General features: G+C 66.6%; 11 protein-coding genes and 1 pseudogene. 8 read left to right on the top strand and 4 right to left on the bottom strand.

The window, feature by feature from the left end:
- Positions 1–238: 238 nt before the first annotated feature.
- The 4 genes from WS95_RS10050 to WS95_RS10065 all read left to right on the top strand — a co-directional run bounded on the left by WS95_RS10050 (position 239) and on the right by WS95_RS10065 (position 2,712).
- Positions 239–943, top strand: a complete 705-nt coding sequence (locus WS95_RS10050; RefSeq protein WP_059823651.1) for a cysteine hydrolase family protein — start codon at positions 239–241, stop codon at positions 941–943.
- A gap of 72 nt (positions 944–1,015) precedes the next feature.
- Entirely contained in the window at positions 1,016–1,915 is a 900-nt protein-coding gene (locus WS95_RS10055) for a LysR family transcriptional regulator (RefSeq protein ID WP_059823652.1), read from the top strand.
- A 127-nt stretch (positions 1,916–2,042) separates the two neighbouring features.
- Positions 2,043–2,345, top strand: a complete 303-nt coding sequence (locus WS95_RS10060) for a type II toxin-antitoxin system HigB family toxin (protein ID WP_059823654.1) — start codon at positions 2,043–2,045, stop codon at positions 2,343–2,345.
- 4 nt (positions 2,346–2,349) lie between these two features.
- On the top strand, positions 2,350–2,712 hold the full coding sequence (locus WS95_RS10065; RefSeq protein WP_059823656.1) for a helix-turn-helix domain-containing protein: 363 nt from the start codon (positions 2,350–2,352) through the stop codon (positions 2,710–2,712).
- Between the two features lie 69 nt (positions 2,713–2,781).
- On the opposite strand, the gene WS95_RS10070 is transcribed toward WS95_RS10065, so the two are convergent.
- Entirely contained in the window at positions 2,782–5,817 is a 3,036-nt protein-coding gene (locus tag WS95_RS10070) for a sensor histidine kinase (protein WP_059823658.1), read from the bottom strand.
- 475 nt (positions 5,818–6,292) lie between these two features.
- Here WS95_RS10070 and WS95_RS35700 point away from each other — a divergent pair.
- Positions 6,293–7,552: pseudogene (locus tag WS95_RS35700) on the top strand (YadA family autotransporter adhesin); the annotation flags it as partial.
- 71 nt (positions 7,553–7,623) lie between these two features.
- Here WS95_RS35700 and WS95_RS35705 read toward each other — a convergent pair.
- Complete coding sequence (locus tag WS95_RS35705; RefSeq protein WP_257127951.1) at positions 7,624–7,758, bottom strand: hypothetical protein; 135 nt, start codon at positions 7,756–7,758, stop codon at positions 7,624–7,626.
- Positions 7,759–8,074: 316 nt separating this feature from the next.
- Between WS95_RS35705 and WS95_RS10080 the strand changes: the two genes are divergently transcribed.
- The 3 genes from WS95_RS10080 to WS95_RS10090 all read left to right on the top strand — a co-directional run bounded on the left by WS95_RS10080 (position 8,075) and on the right by WS95_RS10090 (position 16,933).
- Complete coding sequence (locus tag WS95_RS10080; protein ID WP_257139703.1) at positions 8,075–15,049, top strand: YadA-like family protein; 6,975 nt, start codon at positions 8,075–8,077, stop codon at positions 15,047–15,049.
- Positions 15,050–15,157: 108 nt separating this feature from the next.
- Positions 15,158–15,874: an OmpA family protein gene (locus WS95_RS10085; RefSeq protein ID WP_059823663.1), complete on the top strand. Its 717-nt coding sequence runs from the start codon at positions 15,158–15,160 to the stop codon at positions 15,872–15,874.
- A 315-nt stretch (positions 15,875–16,189) separates the two neighbouring features.
- Positions 16,190–16,933, top strand: a complete 744-nt coding sequence (locus WS95_RS10090) for a response regulator transcription factor (protein ID WP_059823665.1) — start codon at positions 16,190–16,192, stop codon at positions 16,931–16,933.
- A gap of 114 nt (positions 16,934–17,047) precedes the next feature.
- On the opposite strand, the gene WS95_RS10095 is transcribed toward WS95_RS10090, so the two are convergent.
- Positions 17,048–17,734, bottom strand: coding sequence for a response regulator (locus tag WS95_RS10095; RefSeq protein WP_059823732.1), 687 nt, complete (start codon positions 17,732–17,734; stop codon positions 17,048–17,050).
- A gap of 254 nt (positions 17,735–17,988) precedes the next feature.
- A complete protein-coding gene (locus WS95_RS10100) occupies positions 17,989–21,831 on the bottom strand; it encodes an ESPR-type extended signal peptide-containing protein (RefSeq protein ID WP_441294157.1) in 3,843 nt (1,280 codons plus the stop codon).
- Between the last annotated feature and the right edge of the window lie 277 nt (positions 21,832–22,108).

Consider the following 22,108-nt stretch of genomic DNA (forward strand, 5'->3'; position numbering starts at 1 on the left):
CTTTCGCGGTTTCCGCGATTTTTCCGCGATCCTCACGAACGATTGCAGTCGGATCGGCACGGCCAGCCGTTGCCGATGCACGAGCGTCATGGTCTTGGCCATCGCTGCACGAGCCGAACAGGGGAGCGTTGCATCTGTGCGCCGAGTGCACAGGAGTTGTCGTCCTGATGTGGTCGTGATGCGGCGAGAACGAAGTTAAATTCGTCGCACCCTTTGTTCACATTCGGAGAAACGTCTCATGTTTGCATTCTCGCTTCGCACGCTCACACGCTTCGTCGTCCTCGCTTCCGCCGCCACCATCGTGCCGGTGAGCGAAGCCGCGCCGGCGTTTCCGGCCACGCCGACGATTCGCGCCATGGCCGGCGCGCAACCGATCGACCGCATCGATCCGAAGTCGACCGCGCTCGTCGTCATCGATTTCCAGAACGAATATCTGAACGGCAAGATGCCGATTCCCGACGTGCAGCGCGCGATGGTCAATACGCGCCGCCTGATCGAATTCGCGGACAAGAATGGCATCCGCGTGTTCCAGGTCCAGCACGTCACGCCGGCCGGCTCGGCGGTGTTCGCGCGCGACGGCGAGACGGTGAAGTTCATTCCGGAGATGGCGCCGCGCGCCACCGACACCGTGTTGCAGAAGGATACGGTCAGCGTGTTCGCCAGTACGGATCTCGACCGCCGCCTGAAGGACGACGGCATCAAGACGATCGTGATCGCCGGCCTGATGACGCATGCATGCGTCGCCGGCGCCGCGCGCGACGCGGTGCCGCTCGGCTACCAGGTCGTGGTAGCATCGGACGCCTCCGCCACCCGGAGCATCGCCCGGGCAAACGGCGAGACGGTCGACAAGGACACGCTGCATCGCGCGGCGCTCGCGGAGATCGAAGATACCTTCGGCGACGTGAAGTCCACGTCGGAGATCGTCGCGCTGCCGGTTCGCTAAGCGTACGCGGTCGTGCCCGCATGAAGGCACGGCCGGACCTGCGCCGGTTCCGCCATCACGCTGCGCTCCACCATGGATCAATTGTTCGCAATGCGCGTTTATCGGTGTCTCGTGGAAGCCGGCGGCTTTTCCGCGGCGGCCGCGCGCCTCGATACCACCCATTCGACCGTATCGCGTCAGCTGAAGCTGCTCGAAGCGTCGCTCGGCGTGCAACTGGTCAATCGCAACACGCGGAACGTCGCATTGACGGCGGCCGGCGAACGTTATTACGCGTCGTGCGTCGAGATTCTCGATCGGGTCGAAGCGGCGGCGGAAGCCGTCGCCGACAGCCCGCGCAAGCCGTCCGGCACGTTGCGCGTCAGCATGCCGCTGTCGATCGGCACGCTGGAGATGCCGGATTGGCTGCCCGCTTTCCATCGCCGTTTTCCTGATATTCGTCTGGACGTATCGTGCAGCGACCGGTTCTCGAATCTGGTCGGCGAAGGCTTCGACGTCGCGCTGCGCATCAGCAGCGATCTTCCCGATTCCGACCTGGTGGCGAGAACGCTCGCCGTCTCCGACGAGATTCTCGTCGCCTCTCCTGCCTACATTGCGCGCCGTGGTTTGCCGAGAACGCCCGCGCAACTCGACGCCCATGAACTGTTGCCCTACAGCGGGCGCGAGGACGGCGGCGCATGGCAGCTCACGTCGTCACGCGGCGCGGCCGTGTCCGTCAAGCTCGACGGTTATCTGAGGCTCGATGCGATCACCGCGATTCACGCCTCGGCCGTCGCCGGCCTCGGGATCGGCGCGTTCACGCATCTCACCGTGCGCGGCGACCTCGAGCGCGGCCGTCTCGTGCACGTGCTGCCCGATTACACGCTGGCGAAGCGCAAGTACTACGCGCTCTATCCGAAAGCACGCCATGTCGCGCCGAAGCTGCGCGCGTTCGTCGACTTCGTGGCCGGCCTTTATGGCAAAACCGAGACGTAGTAGCAAGTCGTCGTAGCGTCCGACCGGCGTGACCGCCGGCGGTATTCCTGAGCTTCGAAGGGCAATGCTCTCTGCACGCGTAACAGCCAGATTGCGCAAGTCCCAAAATGGGACTATACTTACTCAAATGCGAATCGTTGCCAAAAGGACCCTGCTGAACTTCATCGCGCGCCATGCGGTGGCCGAACAGCCACTGCTGGCGTGGTACGCGGAAGCGTTGAAGGCGAACTGGAAGACGCCTCAGCACATAAAGGACCAGTACGCGAGTGCGAGCTTTGTCGGAAGGAACAGAGTAGTTTTTAATATCAAAGGCAACGCATTTCGGTTGATCGTCGCGGTGGCCTATCAGATCGGCGTGGTGTACGTGAAGTTTGTCGGCACGCATGCCGAATACGACAAGGTCGATGCGGCAACCGTGGAAATGGAGTAACGAAATGGACATTCACCCGATTCGAACCGAGGCCGACTACGATGCCGCGCTGAAGGCAGTGTCCGCACTCGTTGACGCGGATCCGGCACCTGGCACGCCGGAAGGTGACGAGCTGGAGATTCTGGCAATCCTGATTGAGCGCTACGAAGACGAGCACTTTCCCATAAAGGCGCCGAGCGCAATCGATGCGATCAAGTTCCGGATGGATCAGGCTGGCTTGTCGGTTCCCGACATGCAGCCATACATCGGAAATAGCAATCGCGTGTACGAGGTGCTGGCTGGCCGGCGCGCGCTGAGTCTCGCGATGATCCGCAAGTTGCATGCGGGACTGCACATTCCTGCAGACATACTGATCGGAAGCGCGTAACAAACAACGGCGCCACTCGGCGCCGTTGTTCATTTCCTGTCGTCGGTTTGAAAATCGAGCCGTGCCGAATCAGGCCCGCATCGATGCTCCTGGGTGCGGCGATCGCATTTCGCCATCTTTGCTTCCCGAGGCCCGCCGCGCCAGCGCATCCCCGGCTTCCCGTCGATAACGCTCGAACTCCCGGGCAAACGCCGCGGCGTCGCCGGCGATCGCGAACCGCTCCAGCGTCGCGCAACTGTCCGCGATATCGCGTTCGCCGATCATCGCGAACGCGCCGCGCATGCTGTGAATCTCGGTGCGGGCGAGCTTCAGGTCGCGGTGTTCGAGTGCACGCACGATCGCGGCATTCGCGCGCAGCATCGCGTCGGACAGCACCGCGTGCAGTTCGCCCGGCAGCGGCCCGTCCGCCGACGACAGCGCGTTCGCCGCCGGTCGTGTGTCGCGCCGCACACCCGTGTATCGGGCAATAGCCTGTTCGAGCGATTTCAGCGAGGTCGGCTTCGTGACGATCTCGTCGATGCCGGCGTCCAGCGCCAGGTGTTGCTCGTCCGGCTCGACGTGGGCCGTCACCGCGAGAATCGGCGCGCGGTGGCCGCGCTCGCGCAGCACCCGTGCGAACGTATAGCCGTCGAGGCCCGGCATGTTCAGGTCCGTCATCACGACCGCGTAGTCGTTGCGCCCGATCAGTTCCAGCGCATCCGCGACGTTCGCGGCGAGATCCGCGCGGTAGCCGAGCACGTCGAGCTGATCGTGCACCAGTGCACGATTCACCGGGTTGTCGTCCACGAACAGCACGCGCAGGTTCGGCGCGTCGGCTTCCGCGCCCGTGTGCGGGGTGCCCGGCGCGTCGTCGCACGGCAGCGGCAGCTTCACGACGAACGTCGAACCGATGTTCGGCACGCTGTCGGCCGCGATGCTGCCGCCCATCGACTCGGCGAGCTTGCAGCTCAGCGCGAGGCCGATGCCGGTGCCGCCGAAGCGGCGCGCGGTCGACGCGTCGGCCTGCGCGAACGGCTCGAAGATGTGTTCGAGTTGCGCGGCCGTCATGCCGATTCCGGAATCGCTGACGCGGATCGTCACGGGCGTCGCGTCGGCGCCAGACGCGGAAACGGACAACGCAATCGAGCCACGATCGGTGAATTTGATCGCATTGCTGACGAGATTGACGACGATCTGCCGCACCCGCATCGGGTCGCCCATGTACGGGCGAGCGATGCGCGGGTCGATTTCCGTGCACAGCACGACGCCCTTTGCGGCGGCGATCGGCTCGAACAGGTCGACGATGTCGCGCATCAGCTCGTCGATGCGGAAGCTCGTCGCTTCGAGCGTCATCCGGTTCGCCTCGATCTTGGTCATGTCGAGCACATTGTTCAGCATGTCGAGCAGCATCCGCGCGGCCGACGTGACCGCGTGCAGCCGCAGCTTCTGCCGGCTCGGATCGGGTGCCTTGTCGAGCAGCTCGAGATTGCCGAGCATCGCGTTGAGCGGCGTGCGGATCTCGTGGCTGATCGTCGCGAGGAAGGTCGATTTCGCGCGGTTCGCGCTGTCGAGTGCGCGCTCGGCGTCGGCGCGCGTCGTGATGTCGGAGAAGCTGCACAGCAGCGTGTCCTTGCCCCGGTAGCGCCCGCGCACGAAGTTGACGACGAGATCGCGCGTGCGGCCGTCGCCGAGCGTCAACGGCAGCTCGACGTCGAGGAGCACCGGCGCGCCGCCGGCGCGCGCCTGGTAGCACGCGAGCAGGCGCTCGTGCAGCGGCGGCGTGCCGGCCTCGCGCTCGTACAGTTCCAGCATGCGGTTGCGCAGCAGCACGTCGCGCGTGCCGAGCGACACGAGCGCGATGCCGAAAGGCGAAGTCGCGATGATCGCGCGGCTCATCTGCTCGCTGTCGAACACGCGTCGCGAGCGGCGGAACAGCGGCGCGAGCACCTTCAGGTCGAACATGATCACGAGCGTCCACAACACGGCGAGGATCAGTGCGGCCACGCCGAACTCGCGCACGATCGTCGGCCAGATCGCGATCGCGATCGTGCGCCACGAATACGCGTAGACGATCGCGAGGCCGGAATTCGAAAGCCGGTCGCTGATCGTGAAGATGCCATGCAGGTAGCTCTCGTCGAAGCGGTCGAAGCCGCGCCGCCACGCGTTTTCGGCGAGCGCGTGACGCATCAGCGCGCCGCCGTCGATCGATTCGCGCGTGCGGTCCTCGTTCAACAGCATGTTGCCCGCATGATCGACCAGCATCACGACGGCGTCCTCGGGCGCCTGCTTCAGCCGGTCGTCGATCACGTCGACGTCGAGGTCGCTGACGAAGGTCATGAAATGCCGCTGGCCTTCGAAGGCCGGTTCGACGAGGCGGAACACGTTCTTGCCCGTGAGCGGATCGATCGATGGCGCCTGCCATGCGATGCGGCGCGTGTCGCGCCAGTAGCGGGCGATGGACGGATTCGACCAGTCGGCGGCGTCGAGGGCCAGGCGATCGATCAGCGCGCCCGTATCGGGCACGCCGATGCGCGCCAGCACGTCGCGATAGGGCACGGACGGCGGTGGCGTGATCGCGATCACGCCGCGATCGGGGCTGTACGCATAACCGGACATCGGCATGCCGGATTGCCGCTCGGCGGCGGCCACCGAAATCGTCAGACGCTCCATCAACTGCACGTACGCGTCGATTTCGCCGCTGGCCGCGGCGGCGGGCGTCGCGGCCGCGAAGATCTCGCTGACGTTGCTCAGCGGCGCCAGCACGACGTGCCCGTCGCGCACGATCGCGTCCACCGCACTGCGCGCGTGGCGCGGGTGGCTGTTCCACAGCAGTTCCGCATTGATCACCGCACGCCGCATCGACGCCTGCTTCGCGTCGATCTCGAGCTGCACGAGCGCCTTGTGTGTCTCGAACAGCTCGCGGCGCTTCGAGATGTAGTCGCGCACCGATCCGGCGACGAGGATGCTCGTCGCGAACAGGATCACGAGCGACAGCACCGCGGCCCCGCCGTACAGCGTGAAGCGCTGGTAGCGGTTCAGCAGGCTCAGGTCGCGCGCTTCGCCGTCGATCGTCGCGAACGGCGCGCCGGCATCGGTGGTGGACGCAAAGAGTTTTCGGATGGGCATGGGACGAATACCGTGAAATCAATGCACAGATCGGGTGGCGCGTGCGGGTCGTCCGGCGAAGACCGGGTGCGATCCGCGATGCGCAGCGATATCCGTAAGCCGTGTGGGATGGCAGGCGATTGCGCTGCCGGCTCGGGGAACGAGCCAATTATCGAGATGGCGGGGCCATCGGTATGTAGGGCAGTCCGAAACAATTGACGCAGATGGCTAGGACTAGTCCTATTTTTTGAAAGTCGCCGAGAGCTGCGTTTATACGGCCCGAGGCGGGCGCGTGTCAAACGAAACGACGATGCGGCGAAGCGTGCATGTCGCGTTTTCCTCGCAGAATTGTCAGGCATCGTCATATTCAGACGGGTCCTATAAAAATACTTGGGGTGTATCCAGACGTCTGATTATCGAAATTGCCCGCGAAAAATATATTGCCTCGTGTAACACGGGCTTCGTCTCACTCTCTTTTGCACATGAGGCAATCAACATGAACAAGACTTACCGGACCGTCTGGAATGCCACGACGGGTACTTGGGCAGCGGCCGAAGAAACGGCGCGCTCGAAATCGAAGGGATCGTCGCGCGTGGCGCGCAAGGCGTTCGCCGCCGTCGCACTGGGCGGGATGGCGATCGGTGGCGCGTCGGCGGCGGATGTCGTTGGTGTGTCCGACGGCGCGGAAGGCAAGGCCGACGACGACAGCGTGATCCAGACGCCGATCACCGGCACGAAATCGCTGATGCCGATGGGCACGATGAGCACGGATTCGATCGGGACGATGGCGGCGCTCGACGATACGTATATCAAGGTTCGAACCGGGGTGTATGCACCCGCCACCGCTGCTGTGGCGGGAAGTAGCGCAACCGCGATCGGTGCGGGCGCCAACGCCAACGCCACGTCTGCGGTGGCGCTCGGCGGTAGTGCGTCGGCAACCGCGGACAACGCGGTAGCGCTCGGCACGCTCGCTAGGGCATCCGCTATGGAGTCAGTCGCGGTGGGCGTGGGCGCCAATGCGTCGAACAGCTATACGACCGCGCTGGGTCGCGCTGCAAGTGCGTCGGCGACAGGTGCGACCGCGCTGGGACAAGGCGCGGTTGCTTCGGCCAATGGTTCGACTGCGGTGGGTAGTGGTGCCCGTGCCGATCGAGCCAATACGGTATCGGTAGGCACGACGACTGCACAGAGACAGATCGTCAACGTAGCCGCCGGTACGCAGGCGAACGACGCCGTTAACCTGGCGCAGATGAATGCCGCTATCGCGGCGGCGGACAATCCTTATATCGATGTCAACAGCGGCAGTTATGCCGCGGCCAGAACGTCGGCCGCGGGAAATGGCGCGACGGCGATCGGTGCCGGGGCCACGGCCAGTGGCCTGTCCAACGTCGCACTCGGCGGCGGTGCACTGGCGAGTGCGTCGCAGAACGCGGTGGCGATCGGTACGATTTCGAGGGCAACGGGCACCGAGACGGTGGCTGTCGGTGTGGGCGCCAGCGCGACGGCTCAAAATGCGACTGCACTGGGTCGCTCCGCGGGCGCGACTGGGCAAAATGCGACCGCGCTCGGAAACAGTTCGAATGCTTCGGCAAACGGCGCGGTTGCGCTGGGCTATAACGCTGTTGCTGACCGCGCCAATACCGTTTCGGTCGGCAGATCGAATGCACAGAGGCAGATCGTCAACGTGGCGGCCGGCACGCAAGCGAACGACGCCGTTGTCGTGTCGCAGCTCACGCCGGTCGTGACCGCCCTCGGCGGCGGTGCGTCGATCAACCCGACGACCGGCGCCGTCACGGGCCCGACGTACACCCTCGCGAACGGCGGCCGTCAGACGACCGTCGGCGGTGCGCTGACGGCGCTCGACGGCAACATCACGACGATCAACAACAGGCTCTCGGCAGCCGTCGATAACAGGCTCGTCAAGGTCAATGGGGCGGATGACGCATCGGCGAACACGATCAATTCGATTGCTATCGGGAGCGGTGCCGTCGCTGGAGTCAGTGGAGATAGCACTTACACACATCAGGTCGCCATTGGCTCAAACGCTAGCGCGCAAGGATTGTCGTCGGTATCACTCGGTAATAGCGCCAACTCAAACGGAACCGGCGCCGTGAGTGTTGGCCGTGGCAGTGCTGCGACCAATAATGCCGCGACGGCGATGGGCAATATGGCTTCCGCACAAGCTCAAAGCTCCATTGCATTGGGCGATCGCGCCAACGTGGAGACTGGGGCAACCAACTCCGTCGCGATTGGCTCGCAGGCCGGAATCGATGAGAACGTGACCAATTCCGTCGCTTTGGGCTCGGGCGCTACCGCGAATCGCAACAATACGGTTTCGGTTGGCTCGGCCACGCAGCAGCGCCAGATCACGAACGTGGCCGCCGGCACGGAAGATACGGATGCTGTGAACGTCGGCCAGTTGAAGAGCTCGGGTCTCGTTGGCAACGACGGTCAGGGCAACCTGACGTCGCTGGCTGTGACGTACGACGACGCAACGAAGGCAGGCATCACGCTGGGCAATGCCGGCACGCCGGTGCGCGTGTCGAACGTGGCCGACGGCGCAGCGCGGACGGACGCGGCGAACGTCGGTCAGGTGACCGACGCCGTCGACAGCATCCGCAACGATCTGGCCGACGGCACCCTCAACATGCGCTACATCAAGGTCAATGCGACGGGCGCGCAGGCGAACGCAATCGGCACGAACGCTGTCGCGATCGGCTCGAACGCGAACGCGACCAGCAATGGCTCGCTTGCGATCGGCACGGGCGCGCGTTCGTCCGGCCTCAACTCCATTGCAATCGGCCTCAACTCGGTCGCGACGCAGGCGAACACCGTGTCGGTCGGCAGCATCGGCAACGAACGCAAGATCGTCAACGTCGCGGAAGGCGACGTCGATGCGAACAGCACGGACGCGGTCAACGGTTCGCAGCTTTATGCCGCGATGAACTCGCTGTCGTCGACGTTCGACGCGAAGACGAAGGCGCTCGAGAGCAACACGGCGGGCCTGTTCGGCATCAATAGCATGTCGGCCGGGATCAACGACGTCACGGCGCCGCTCGTCGCGATCGAAGGCCAGAACGGCGACAACATCGCATCGCTGAACGGCGGCGATCCGGCGACGTCGACGGCTGCCGCGATCGGCGTGCTATCGGCGGCGAGCGGCTCGAACGCGATCGCGGTCGGTCTGCAGACGGTCGCGGGCTCGGACAACTCGGTCGCGATCGGTAGCCTCGCGCAAACGGGCGCGGGTCAGGACTATTCGGTCGCGATGGGTTCGGATGCGCAGACGAACGGCACGCAGGCCGTGGCGATCGGCGCGCACGTGCAGGCCAACGCGGACAACGCGCTGGCGGTCGGTAACAACAACACGCTTGCGCTCGGCCAGAGCTCGATCGCAATGGGTGACGGCGCGCGCGTGAACGCGGGCGGGACGAGCAGTATCGCGATGGGCAAGAGCGCGAACGTCGCCCGCAACGTGACGAATGCACTCGCGCTCGGCGCGGACACCAGCGTGACCGCGAACGGCGGCATCGCGCTCGGCCAGGGTTCGGTCGCGAACCGCGGCAATGCGCTGTCGGTCGGCGGCGGCACCGTGGGGCAGCGTCAGATCATCAACGTGGCGGCCGGTACGCAAGGAACCGACGCGGTGAACGTGAACCAGCTCCGTGGCGTGACGAACGCGCTCGGCGGCGGCGCGACCGTGGGCGCGGACGGCAGCATCGTTGCGCCGGTTTATACGATCGGTACCGAAACGTTCGACAACGTCGAGGACGCGCTGAAGGCGGCGGCCTCGCAAGGCGGCTCGTCTGCGGATGCAGTGAGCTACGACGATGCGGGTCACACGAGCGTGACGCTGGGCAACGCCGGTACGCCGGTGTCGATCCACAACGTGGCGGCAGGCGCGCTGTCGGCGACGAGCACGGACGCGGTGAACGGCTCGCAGCTGTTCGCGACGAACCAGTCGATCGGCGATCTGAAGGATTCCCTGTCGCAAGGCGGCGTGATCGATCCGACGACGGGCGAATCGCTGGCAGTGACGTATACGGACGCGGACAAGAAGGCGGTTCAGCTGGGTAACGCTGGCACGCCGGTGTCGATCCGCAACGTAGCGGCAGGTGCCGCTTCGGCGACGAGCGCGGACGCGATCAACGGTTCGCAACTGTTCGGCACGGCACAGAGCGTGGCGGGTGCGTTGGGCGGCGGTTCGGCGGTGAACCCGGACGGCACGATCGCGCCCCCGACCTACACGATCGGCGGCACGGACCTGCACAACGTGGGCGATGCGCTGACGAACCTGGACGGCCGTACGCAAGCGAACTCGGATGGTCTGTCGGACCTGCGCGACAAGCTGTCGGACGGCGGTGTGATCGACCCGACGACGGGCGAATCGCTGGCGGTGACGTACACGGACGCGGACAAGAAGGCGGTGCAGCTGGGCAATGCCGGCACGCCGGTGACGGTCCAGAACGTGGCGGCAGGCGCGCTGTCGGCGACGAGCACGGACGCGGTGAACGGCTCGCAGCTGTTCGCGACGAACACGCGCGTCGGTTCGCTGGAAGACACGCTGACCAAGAGCGGCCTGATCGACCCGACGACGGGTGAATCGCTGGCGGTGACGTACGACGACGATACGAAGTCGGGCGTGACGCTGGGCAAGACCGGCACGCCGGTGTCGATCCACAACGTGGCGGCAGGCGCAGTGTCGGCGACGAGCGCGGATGCGATCAACGGTTCGCAGCTGTACGGCACGGCACTGAGCGTGGCCGATGCGCTGGGTGGCGGCTCGACCGTCGGCGCGAACGGCAACGTGACGAACCCGACGTACTCGCTGACCGATCCGACGAATGCATCGCAGAAGCAGGACTACCACAACGTGGGCGATGCGCTGACGAACCTGGACGGCCGTACGGCGCAGAACAAGAGCGATATCGTCGACTTGCAGGACAAGCTGGCGGATACCGGTCTGGTCGACGGCAACGGCGATACACGCGCAACGGTGACGTACGACAAGAACGCTGACGGCACGCCGAACTACGGCTCGGTGACGCTGGGCAACGGCAATGGTCCGGTGAAGGTGACGAACGTGGCTGACGCAACGGGTGACAGCGACGCGGTGAACCTTGGTCAGCTGAAGGGCTCGGGTCTCGTTGGCGACGATGGTCAGGGCAACCTGACGTCGCTGGCGGTGACGTACGACGACGCGACGAAGGCAGGCATCACGCTGGGCAACACGGGCACGCCGGTGGCGATCCACAACGTGGCAGCAGGTGCGCTGTCGGCGACGAGCACGGATGCGGTGAATGGTTCGCAGCTGTTCGCGACGAACCAAGACATCGGCGATCTGCGCGATTCGCTGAAGAATGGCGGCGCAATCGATCCGACGACGGGCCAATCGCTGGCGGTGGTGTACGACAGCGCGGCGAAGAACCAGGTCACGCTGGGTGGCGCGGGTGCGACGGCTCCGGTTCAACTGAAGAACGTTGCGTCCGGTGTGGACGACACCGATGCGGTGAACGTGGCGCAGCTGAAGGACGCGGGCCTGATCGCACCGATCGATCCGACGAACCCGGGTTCCGGCCTGGCTTCGCTGGCGGTGACTTACGACAAGAACGCGGACGACTCGGCGAACTTCGACCGGATCGCGCTGAAGGGTGGCGCGAACGGGACGACGCTGACGAACGTGGCGGCGGGCGCCGTAAACGCGACGAGCAAGGACGCGATCAACGGTTCTCAACTGTTCGGCACGGCACAGAGCGTGGCGGGCGCGTTGGGCGGCGGTTCGGCGGTGAACCCGGACGGCACGATCGCGCCCCCGACCTACACGATCGGCGGCACGGACCTGCACAACGTGGGCGATGCGCTGACGAACCTGGACGGCCGTACGCAAGCGAACTCGGATGGTCTGTCGGACCTGCGCGACAAGCTGTCGGACGGCGGTGTGATCGACCCGACGACGGGCGAATCGCTGGCGGTGACGTACACGGACGCGGACAAGAAGGCGGTTCAGCTGGGTAACGCCGGCACGCCGGTGACGGTCCAGAACGTGGCGGCAGGCGCGCTGTCGGCGACGAGCACGGACGCGGTGAACGGTTCGCAGCTGTTCGCGACGAACCAGTCGATCGGCGATCTGAAGGACTCGCTGTCGCAAGGTGGCGTGATCGATCCGACGACGGGCGAATCGCTGGCGGTGACGTACACGAACGCAGGCAAGACGGCGGTGCAGCTGGGTAACGCTGGTACGCCGGTCCGTGTATCCAACGTGGCTGCAGGCACGGCGGATACCGACGCGGTCAACGTGAGCCAGCTCACGAGCGGCTTGTCCGATCTCCGCGAGGACCTGACCAACGGCGGGATCGACCTGCGCTACATCAAGGTCAACGCAACGGGTACCGCTGCGCTGGCAACCGGTGCACAGGGTGTTGCAATCGGCTCGGGCGCATCGTCGTCGGGTCCGAACTCGCTGGCGCTCGGCTCCGGTGCGCGCTCCAGCGCGAACGGCGCGGTGGCGATCGGCTTCAACTCGGTCGCGAATCAGGCGAACACCGTGTCGGTCGGCAGCATCGGCAACGAGCGCAAGATCGTCAACGTCGCGGCGGGCGACCTGAGCGCGGGCAGCACTGACGCGATCAACGGTTCGCAGCTCTACTCGGCGTTGAACGGCTTGACGACCACGCTGAAGTCGGAAACCGACCAGAAGATCGCCGAGCTGAGCGCGAAGTCCATCGGTGTCAACGATGCGACCGATCCGCTCGTCGCGATCGACGGCCAGCGTGTCGACAACTACGCGTCGCTCAACGGCGGCGATCCGGCGAGCGCATCGGCGATCGCCGTCGGCGTGGCGTCCGTCGCGAGCGGCAGCAATGCGACCGCGATCGGCCTGCAAGCGCTCGCGGGTTCCGACAACTCGGTTGCGATCGGCAGCTTCGCGCAGACCGGCAACGGTCAGCCGTATGCGGTAGCGATGGGCTCCGACGCGCAGACGAACGGCAAGGAAGCCGTGGCGCTCGGCGCGCACGTCCAGGCGAACGCGGACAACGCGCTCGCGGTCGGCAGCAACTCGAAAGCGATCGGCCAGAGCTCGATCGCGCTCGGCAACGGCGCGCAGGCGCTCGCCGGAACGACGAACGCGATTGCCGCGGGTACGGGTGCGACCGTTGCGCTCAACGTCGCCGACGCGATTGCGCTTGGCACGAACGCATCGGTTGCGGCCGGCGCGAACGGCGGCATCGCACTCGGTGCGGGCTCGACCGCGAACCGCGGCAACGCGCTGTCGATCGGCAGCGCTGGCGCGGAGCGTCAGATCATCAACGTCGCGGCCGGTACGCAGAAGACCGATGCCGTCAACGTCGGCCAGCTCGCCGGTGTGACGGGCGCGCTCGGCGGCGGTGCTGCGGTTGGCGCGGACGGCAGCATCGTCCAGCCGACGTACACCGTCAACGGCAAGGACTACACGAACGTGGCCGACGCGATCGACGCGGCAGCGGCGAGCGGCGGCGCACCGGTGGACGGTGTGGTGACCTACGACGACGCGACGAAGTCGAGTCTCACGCTGGCCGGTGTGGACGGCACGACGATCGCGAACGTGAAGGCAGGCGCCGTGAGCGCAACCAGTATGGACGCGATCAACGGTTCGCAACTGTTCGGCACCGCGCAGAGCGTGGCCGGTGCGCTGGGTGGCGGCTCGACGGTGAACCCGGACGGCACGGTCACGGCGCCGACCTACACGGTCGGCGGCACGAACGTGCATAACGTCGGCGATGCGCTGACGAACCTGGATGGCCGCACGCAGGCCAACGCGGACGGCATTTCGAATCTGCGCGACCAACTGTCGAACAGCGGCGTGATCGACCCGACGACGGGCGAATCGCTGGCGCTGACGTACACGGACGGCACCAAGACGGCGGTGAAGCTGGGTAACGACGGTACGCCGGTACGTGTGTCGAACGTGGCCGACGGTGTAGATGACCACGATGCGGTGAACGTGGCGCAGCTGAAGTCGACCGGCCTCGTCGGCGAAGACGCCAACGGCAACCTGACGTCGCTGGCGGTCGGCTACGACGATGCGCAGAAGGGCTCGATCACGCTGGGCGGTGCGAATGGCACGAAGATCACGAACGTGGCTGCAGGCGCGGTGAGCGCGGCGAGCACGGACGCGATCAACGGCTCGCAGTTGTACGGCTCGGCGCAGAGCGTGGCGGATGCGATCGGCGGCGGCACGACGGTCGACGCGGACGGCAAGCTGGCGGGCACGGCGATCGAGGTGAACGGTTACAAGTACAAGACCGTTTCCGAGGCTGTCCAGGCCGCGGCTGCGTACGGCGCGACCGATCCGCAAGCGGTGCGTTACGACCTGAACGGCGACGGTACGGTGAACTATGGCTCCGTGACCCTCGGCGGTTCGGCGGCGGCGCCGGTGGTGCTGACGAACGTCGCGAACGGCACGAGCACGTACGACGCCGTGAACTACGGGCAGTTGTCCGACCTGCGCACCGAACTGAGCGATCGTATCGGCAGCATGGACGATCGCGTGGTTCAGCTCGAACAGGGCGGCGGTTCCGGTGGCGGCTCGGGCGGCGGCTCGGGTGGCGGCGACCTCGTCGGCGGCACGGCCGGCGATGGCGGCAAGATCGTGCCGGCAGACCCGGGCAACGGCAACGGCAACGTGGCCATCGGTTCGGGTTCGTCGATCAGCGACGGTGTGAACAACGGCACGGCGATCGGCTCCAGCTCGAACGTCGGCGGATCGAACGGCACCGCGATCGGCTCCGGTTCGAGCGCGCGCGGCGAAGGCAGCACGGCGATCGGCCAGGGTTCGAGCGTCGCGGCAGGCGCGGGCAACTCGGTCGCGATCGGCCAGGGCTCGGTGGCCACGGAAGCCAACACGGTCTCGTTCGGCAACGGCACCGACGACGGCAACCGTCGAATCGTCAACATCGCGGACGGTATCAATGCGAGCGATGCGGCGACGAAGGGTCAGCTCGACCGCGCGGTCGGCGGTCTGCAAGGGCAGATCAACGACGTGTCGAAGAACGCGTACTCGGGTATCGCGGCAGCCACCGCGCTGACGATGATTCCGGGCGTCGATCCGGGCAAGACGTTGTCGTTCGGTGTCGGCGGCGCGACCTACAAGGGCTATCAGGCAGTGGCGTTCGGCGGCGAAGCCCGCATCACGCAGAACCTGAAGATGAAGGCCGGCGTGGGTCTGTCGAGCGGCGGCAATACCGTCGGCGTGGGTGCGTCGTACCAGTGGTAATCGCATAGGGCGGGGCGGCTCGCGCCGCTTCGCCCGTGCGCTACCGCGTCACGCATTCCGTTCATTCCAATTCAAATCGGGCGTCCGCCTTCGGGCGGACGTTTCATCATGACCATGAAAACTCTGTTGTTGCGCGCCGCGTCGGTCGGCGCGATCGCGATGGCGCTCGGCGCCTGTACGACCCAATCGGGACTGACCTACGACATTCGCGCCGTATCGGTGCCGGGCCAGCCGGACCGCGCGTTCCGCGTGAGCTGCGACGGGCTGCTCGGCAGCGCCAATTCGTGCGCCCGCGCAGCGGAAGAATTCTGCCAGGGCAAGGGCTTCACGCCGCTGGAGATGATCGACCGCGTGTACAGCCGCGCGCCGATGAAGGATCCGCGCGAGATCACGTTCATGTGCGGCAAGCCGCAGCCGGTCGCGCAACCCGCGCCGCAGGCCCAGCCGCAACCGCAACCCGCGCCGCAGCCGGTGCAGCAACGCCAGGTGCTGCTGCAGGGCGACGCGAACTTCGCGACCGACAGCGCGGTGCTGACGTCGCGGGCCCGCAACGATCTCGACCGCTTCCTCGCGGTCAATCGCGGCGTGCCGTTCGCGCGCGTCGCCGTGACCGGCTTCACCGATTCGACCGGTAGCGCGGCGCACAACCGCACGCTGTCGGAAGCGCGTGCGCGCACCGTGGTGAACTACCTGCGCGCGAACGGGCTGCAGGCACGCTCGTTCGTGGCCGAAGGTCTCGGCGCGTCGGACCCGGTCGCGTCGAACGCGACCGAAGAAGGCCGCGCGCAGAACCGCCGCGTCGAGATTCGCCTCGACGTGCAGTAACGCATCGCGGGGTGCCGGATAGCCGGCGCCTCTCATGCCGGCGCCGGCCATGAACCGGTGCACGGGCTGCACGCGACCGAATCGTCGCGTGCAGGCTTTCTCCGGCAGGCTTCAGGCCGCCCGCTCCACGAGAGCCGGCGGCCTGTTTCTTTTGGGGGACATGGCGGGCGGCGGTGGCCCGCTCCCGATTCGTGGATCACGCCCCGGTTTCGTGCGAAGATAGCGCCGAATCCAGATCCGGCCACGCGCAGCCGCGCCGGCGCCGGCAACCGGGCGGCCGTTCGCCGCCTCGACAGCGGTGAACCCCGGACGACTATGGGAAGCTATCAGATACGCGTGGTACTGGCCGACGACCACCCGGCAATGCTCGTCGGCGTCGAGCACGGCCTGTCGTCGGTGCCGACGATCCATCTCGCGGGCAAGGCCGGCAATTCGACCGAGCTGATTCGCCTGCTCGACGACGGCGTGTGCGACGTGCTCGTGTCCGATTACGCGATGCCCGCGAACGAGCATGGCGACGGCACGGCGCTCTTTTCCTACCTTCAGCGCCGCTATCCGGACGTCAAGCTGGTCGTGCTGACCATGCTCGACAACGCGGCCGTCGTCGGCGCGCTGGTGCGGCTCGGCATCGGCTGCATCGTCAGCAAATCCGATACGGTCGATCACCTGATTCCGGCGATTCACGCAGCCGCGACGGGCGGCACCTACTATTCGCCGTCGGTCGAAAAGGTCGTGCGCACGCTGTCCGCACATTCGAGCGCGCGTTTCGTCGATCAGGCGCCCGCGCTGAGCACGCGCGAGATCGAGGTCGTGCGGCTGTATGCGTCGGGGATGACGATCAACGAGATTGCGGACAAGCTGAGCCGCAGCAAGAAGACGATCAGCACGCAGAAGTCGCGCGCGATGCAGAAGCTCGGGATCGACAAGGACATGGACCTGCTGCGCTACGCGATCGAGAACGGCATCGTGGCCGCGTCGGGTAGCGAGGGGAAAGGCGGGGAAGGCGGGGAAGAGGCGGGCGGGGAAGCCGCCGGTGGGAATCCGGGCGTCGACGCGTGAGCGCCGCCGGCGTCGGCGCCGGCACGCCGGCGCGCGACCTGCTGCGGCCGCCGCTGGCAGTCGGCGCAGCGGCCGGTGAGCGGCAGCAGTCGGCCGGCGAACGATGCCGTGCCGTCAGGACGTCGAGTCGGCCGGCAGCGCTGCGCTGCCGGGGTCGGCGACCAGGCCGCAGGCGATCGCATAGCGGACCACGTCGACGTCGCGCTCGAGGCCGAGCTTCTGCATCGCCGAGCTTTTCTGCGTGCTGATGGTTTTCTTGCTGCGGTTCAGCTTGTCCGCGATCTCGTTGACCGACAGCCCCGATGCGAACAGCCGCACGACTTCCGCCTCGCGCACCGACAGCGTGGGCGTCTTGCCGCCGCCTGCGCCGAGCTGGCGCAGCGCGCGATCCATCGACGGCGACAGATACCGGCCGTTCGTATAGGCGGCGTGAATCGCCATCGTCAGATGGTTGGTCATGTCCGACTTGCTGACGAGGCAATGGATCCCGAGATCGATGAGCGCGCGCAGCGCGACCGCGTTCTCCAGCATCGTCATCACGACGATCTTCAGGTTCGGGTGGCGCTTCAGGATCGCGCTGAACAGTGTGATCCCGTCGCCGTATTCGTTGCCGGGCATCGCGTAGTCCGATACGAGCACGTCGCACGGATGCGCGGCGAGCGCCTCCATCAGCGCCGTCGAATCGTGCGCGGTCGTGACGACCGACACGGTGCTCGACGCCGACAGTTCGTACTGGGAGCCGATGACGACGGCCGGATGGTCGTCGGCAATGATCACGCGTATGGGGAAGCTCTTCATCATATTGGTCTCGATGGTCGCGCCGCACCATGCGGGGCGCGTTTCGTCGTTCTGCATAAACGCCTGCTGAGCGCCGGCGTGAGGGCGTACTCGCGGCCGGCCTCGCGGCCCCGCGATGACGCCCTCGCGCCGACGGCCGATGGCGGCTCGCAAGGAACCGCCATCGGCCGTCGGGCGAAAAGGCGGAGGGATCGCGCCCTCCGCTCTCGCTCCGTGGCTCCGAGAATCGAATCGAGTCGATTCGCGGAGCCGGTCGATCAGAACTCGTAGCCGATCTGGGCGCGCACGCCCGCATCGCCCGTCGACGTGACGGACAGCGCGCCGTTCATCAGCCACTTGCCGTCGCGCGTCCGGTAGGTCGCGCCGGCCGCCACCGCCGAGCCGCTCTTGTAGTTCGCGGCGCCGACCGCGACGACGGTCTTGCCCGGCTGCGACGGCGTCAGGTTCGGCATCGCCATCGCCGCGGCCACACCGGCGTACGCGTTCTTCGCGACGTCGTTGATCATGCGGTTGGTTTCGCCGAAGCGCTGGTCCACCGATTCCATCGCGCGGTCGAGCTGGCCCTTCGTTGCCGCGTCCGTCTGATTGACGCCGTCCGCGATGTTGACGAGCCGGCGGTTGCCTTCGTCGGTGCCGTCGCCGAACGAAACGGTCATCGCTTCGTCCGCTTTCGAGCCCGCGCCGATCGCGACCGAACCGTTGCCGTTTGCGCTCGAACCCTGGCCGATGGCCGTGCCGTTGTCGCCCGACGCAACCGAGCCCTGGCCGACGGCCGTACCGTTGTCGCCCGTGGCGACCGAGCCCTGGCCGATGGCCGAACTGTTCTCGCCGGACGCGTTCGAGCCTTCGCCGACCACGAGCGAGCCGTCGCCGCCCGTGCCCGTGCCGGGGCCCATGCCGCCACCCGAGCCACCGCCCGAGCCGCTACCCGTCTCGAGGTCGCCGACGCGATTCGAGAGGTCGCCGATCTGGCCGCTCAGTTGGCCGTACTGCAGCGCGAAGTCCTGCTGCATCGCGTACAGCTGGCCGCCGTTCACCGCGTCCATGCTGCCCGACGCGATCAGGCCAGGCGCCACGTTGTGCAGCGCCGTGCCGCCCACGCCGCCGAACGTCACGCTGTCGAGATCGATGCCGTCGTACACCACGGCGCCGAGTTCCTTGCCCGTGTAGTCGATCAGGCCGGTCGCTTTCAGCTGCGCGATCGTCACCGCATCGTCGTCGTTCACGCCGTTGCCGACGCCGCTCAGCGTGCGCGGGCCATCCGTGCCGGCGAAGTTCACCGACGTGCCGCCCGTGCTCGCGGCGACCGTGATCGCGCCCGTCGTCGGGTCCTGCCGGACGAGGCCGATTTCGCCTGCCGCGAGCTGGTTGTTGATCGTCGTGATCGCGCCTTCGTTGTTCGTCACGCGGCCGTCGAGGTTCGTCACGACGTCGCCGACGTTGTGGACGACGGTCGTGCCGCCGTTGCCGTCGCCGACCGTGAAGCTCGGCGCGGTGATCGAGCCGTCCGGGTTGACCGTCGAGCCGCCGCCGATCGCCGACGCGACGCTGTCTGCCACGCCGTGCAGCTGGGAGCCGTTGACGGCGTCGTTGCTCGTCGCCGTCACGTCGCCCGCCTCGATGCCGGTCAGCTTGCGATCGCCCGCGGTGCCGGTGAAGTCCACGATCTTGCCGTCGGTGTCCTTCGCGACCGTGATAGTGCGCGTCGTCGCATCCTGCTGGACGAGGCCGACGGTGCCGTTGCCGATCTGGTCGGCGAGCTTCGCGATGTCGCCTTCGTTGGTCGTCACGCGGCCGTCGAGGTTGGTCACGACGTCGCCGACGTTGTGAACGACGGTCGTGCCGCCGTTGCCGTCGCCGACGGTGAAGCTCGGTGCGGTGATCGAGCCGTCGGGGTTGACCGTCGAGCCGCCGCCGATCGCCGACGCGACGCTATCCGCCACGCCGTGCAGCTGCGAGCCATTGACGGCTTCTTTGCTTGTGATCGACACTTCGCCATCCCGGACGCCCGTCAGCTTGCGCTCGCCCGCGGTGCCCGTGAAGTTCACGGCCTCGCCGTCGTTGCTTGCACCGACCGTGATATCCGCGCCTGCGCTCGCCTGCTGCACGATGCCGATCGTACCGCTCGTCAGATCGCCGAGCTGGTTGTTGATGTTCGTGATGTCGGTCGCGTTCTTCGTGATGTCGCCCTTGGCCGTCGTCAGTTCGCCGTCGAGCGCGCCGAGCGCGCCGCCGACGGTGGTCTGCGTACCGCCGTTCACGAGCGTGTACGTCGGGCCCGTCACGGCGCCCGTGGTCGGATCGATCGACGCGCCGCCGCCGAGCGCGGTCACGACGGGTTCGAGCTGCGACACGTTCACGGCGTCGGTGGCTTGCGTGCCGGCGGCCATGTTGATGACCTGACGCTGTTGCGTGGCGTTACCGACTGCAACGCTGTAGTCGCGGTCGGCACGCGAGTTGACGCCGAGCGCGACCGACTCCGAACCCGACGCGACCGCACCTACGCCGAGCGCGGACGAGTGAAACCCGGAGGCCGATGCGTACGCGCCGACTGCGGTGGCTGCGCCCGTGGTGGTGCCGGTCCCGCCGATCGCCTCCGCGCCGAAACCGAACGCGGAGCTGTTCCGGCTGTTCGCGACGGTGTTGTTGCCGACGACCGTCGCGGCCACGCCGGTGCCTTGCGCATTCGCGCCGACGGCCATCGCGCTGCCGGCTGCCTGTGCGGCGGTGGCGCCCGACGAAGTGTCGACCTTGAAGTAATCGTCGGTCACGGCCGCGGCGAGCTTGTTGTTGATGGTCGTGATGTTGCCGTCGAGCGCGCCGAGTGCGCCACCGATGGTGGTCTGCGTGCCGCCGTTCGCGAGGGTGTACGTCGGGCCGGTTACCGCACCGGTGGTCGGGTCGATCGACGCGTTACCGCCGAGTGCGGTGACGACAGGGGAGAGCTGCGACACGTTCACGGCGTCGGTGGCTTGTGTGCCGGCGGCCATGTTCACCAGTTGGCGCTGCAACGTACTAGAGCCAATCGATACGGAATTCGCGCGGTCGGCCACAGTCAACTGACCCAGCGCCACACTATTGGCTGCCGTAGCGCTTGCACGTCGCCCAATAGCTACTCCGCTATCTCCAGTCGTGGTAACTACTGCTCCCGAGCCAATCGCAATAGAGCGATCCGCCGTCGAGTTTGCCCCATATCCCATTGCAACGGAGTTCGCTCCAGCTGAGTTAGCCGCTCCGCCTATCGCCATCGATGCGCCTCCACCGGCCGTTGCAGCGCCTGCCCCTCCACTGGTAACCTTGATGTACGCATCGTCGAGCGCAGCCGTGGTACCGATCGAGCGAGTGCTCATCGGGCTGCTCACTTTGCATACACCAGCCGCGTCGAGCGCACCATTCTCGCCTTCCGCTGTCGTGCAAGCATCGGCCGCGAACGCGCCGCCGACACCCGCGCCGCCCAGCGCGAGCGCAACCACCGCCTTGCGCGCCACGCGCGCCGAGCCCTTCGAATGCGATTTCGCCGTTTCGGCGACAGCCGTCCACGTGCCCGTCGCGGCGTTCCAGATATTGCGGTACGTCTTGTTCATGTCCCTACTCCTTTCAGTGTGTTGGGTAACTGAAAGCATGGTAGGGATCGGGCGCGTCCGAATCTGTCGTCCGGGGCTGAATCGCTGCGTGATCGTCGTGGGGCCAGTCCTACACGCGGGTGGGCGCTTTACGGCGCATGCGTCTGACCGGTGTGCGTGGGGCGGGCGTGAGCCGGTGCAGGCACTTGAAACGAGCCGGTACGCGGGCTTGCCGCAAACCGTAGCGCCTGCCGGCCCGCCACGCCGCGTCGAAGCGCACGCATCGCGGGTGTGTTGGAAGAAAGAAAAACGAACGCCGCTCGCATGCGGCGATACCGGAGACCATCGTGGGAAGGGAGAACGCAAGGCTGCGATCCGATGGAAGGCCGCGCCGCTGCGGCTCGAGGATGCACTGCATGCGCATTCGCGCGACGCGATCGCGACGCCGTGCATGCCGCCTTCCCGGCAACGGGAACGACGGACTGAGGGGCGAGCGTTCAGTGTTCGCATCTGGCAGCGTGTACGTTTCAACACCATCACCCATCTCTGTCGTGGCCGCGCCCACCGGCCACCACCAAACGCCCGCGCCTCAGCCGGCTCCCGGCCGGAACGCAACGACCATCACCGGCACTATGTCAGGACAGCTTACCTTCACCGTCCGTGTCGTCCAATCGGACCAGGCTGAAAGTGACCGGAATCCATGCGGGGCGGATGAGGCAAGGCGCTAGCGCGCGAATGGTCGCTGCCTTCCCGGCCATGTGTACCGTGAGTCATGGAAACCGTGCGCGGTCGATGCCATACCGACGACGCATCG

This window comes from Burkholderia sp. MSMB1826 (genome assembly GCF_001526325.1).
GTDB lineage: Bacteria > Pseudomonadota > Gammaproteobacteria > Burkholderiales > Burkholderiaceae > Burkholderia.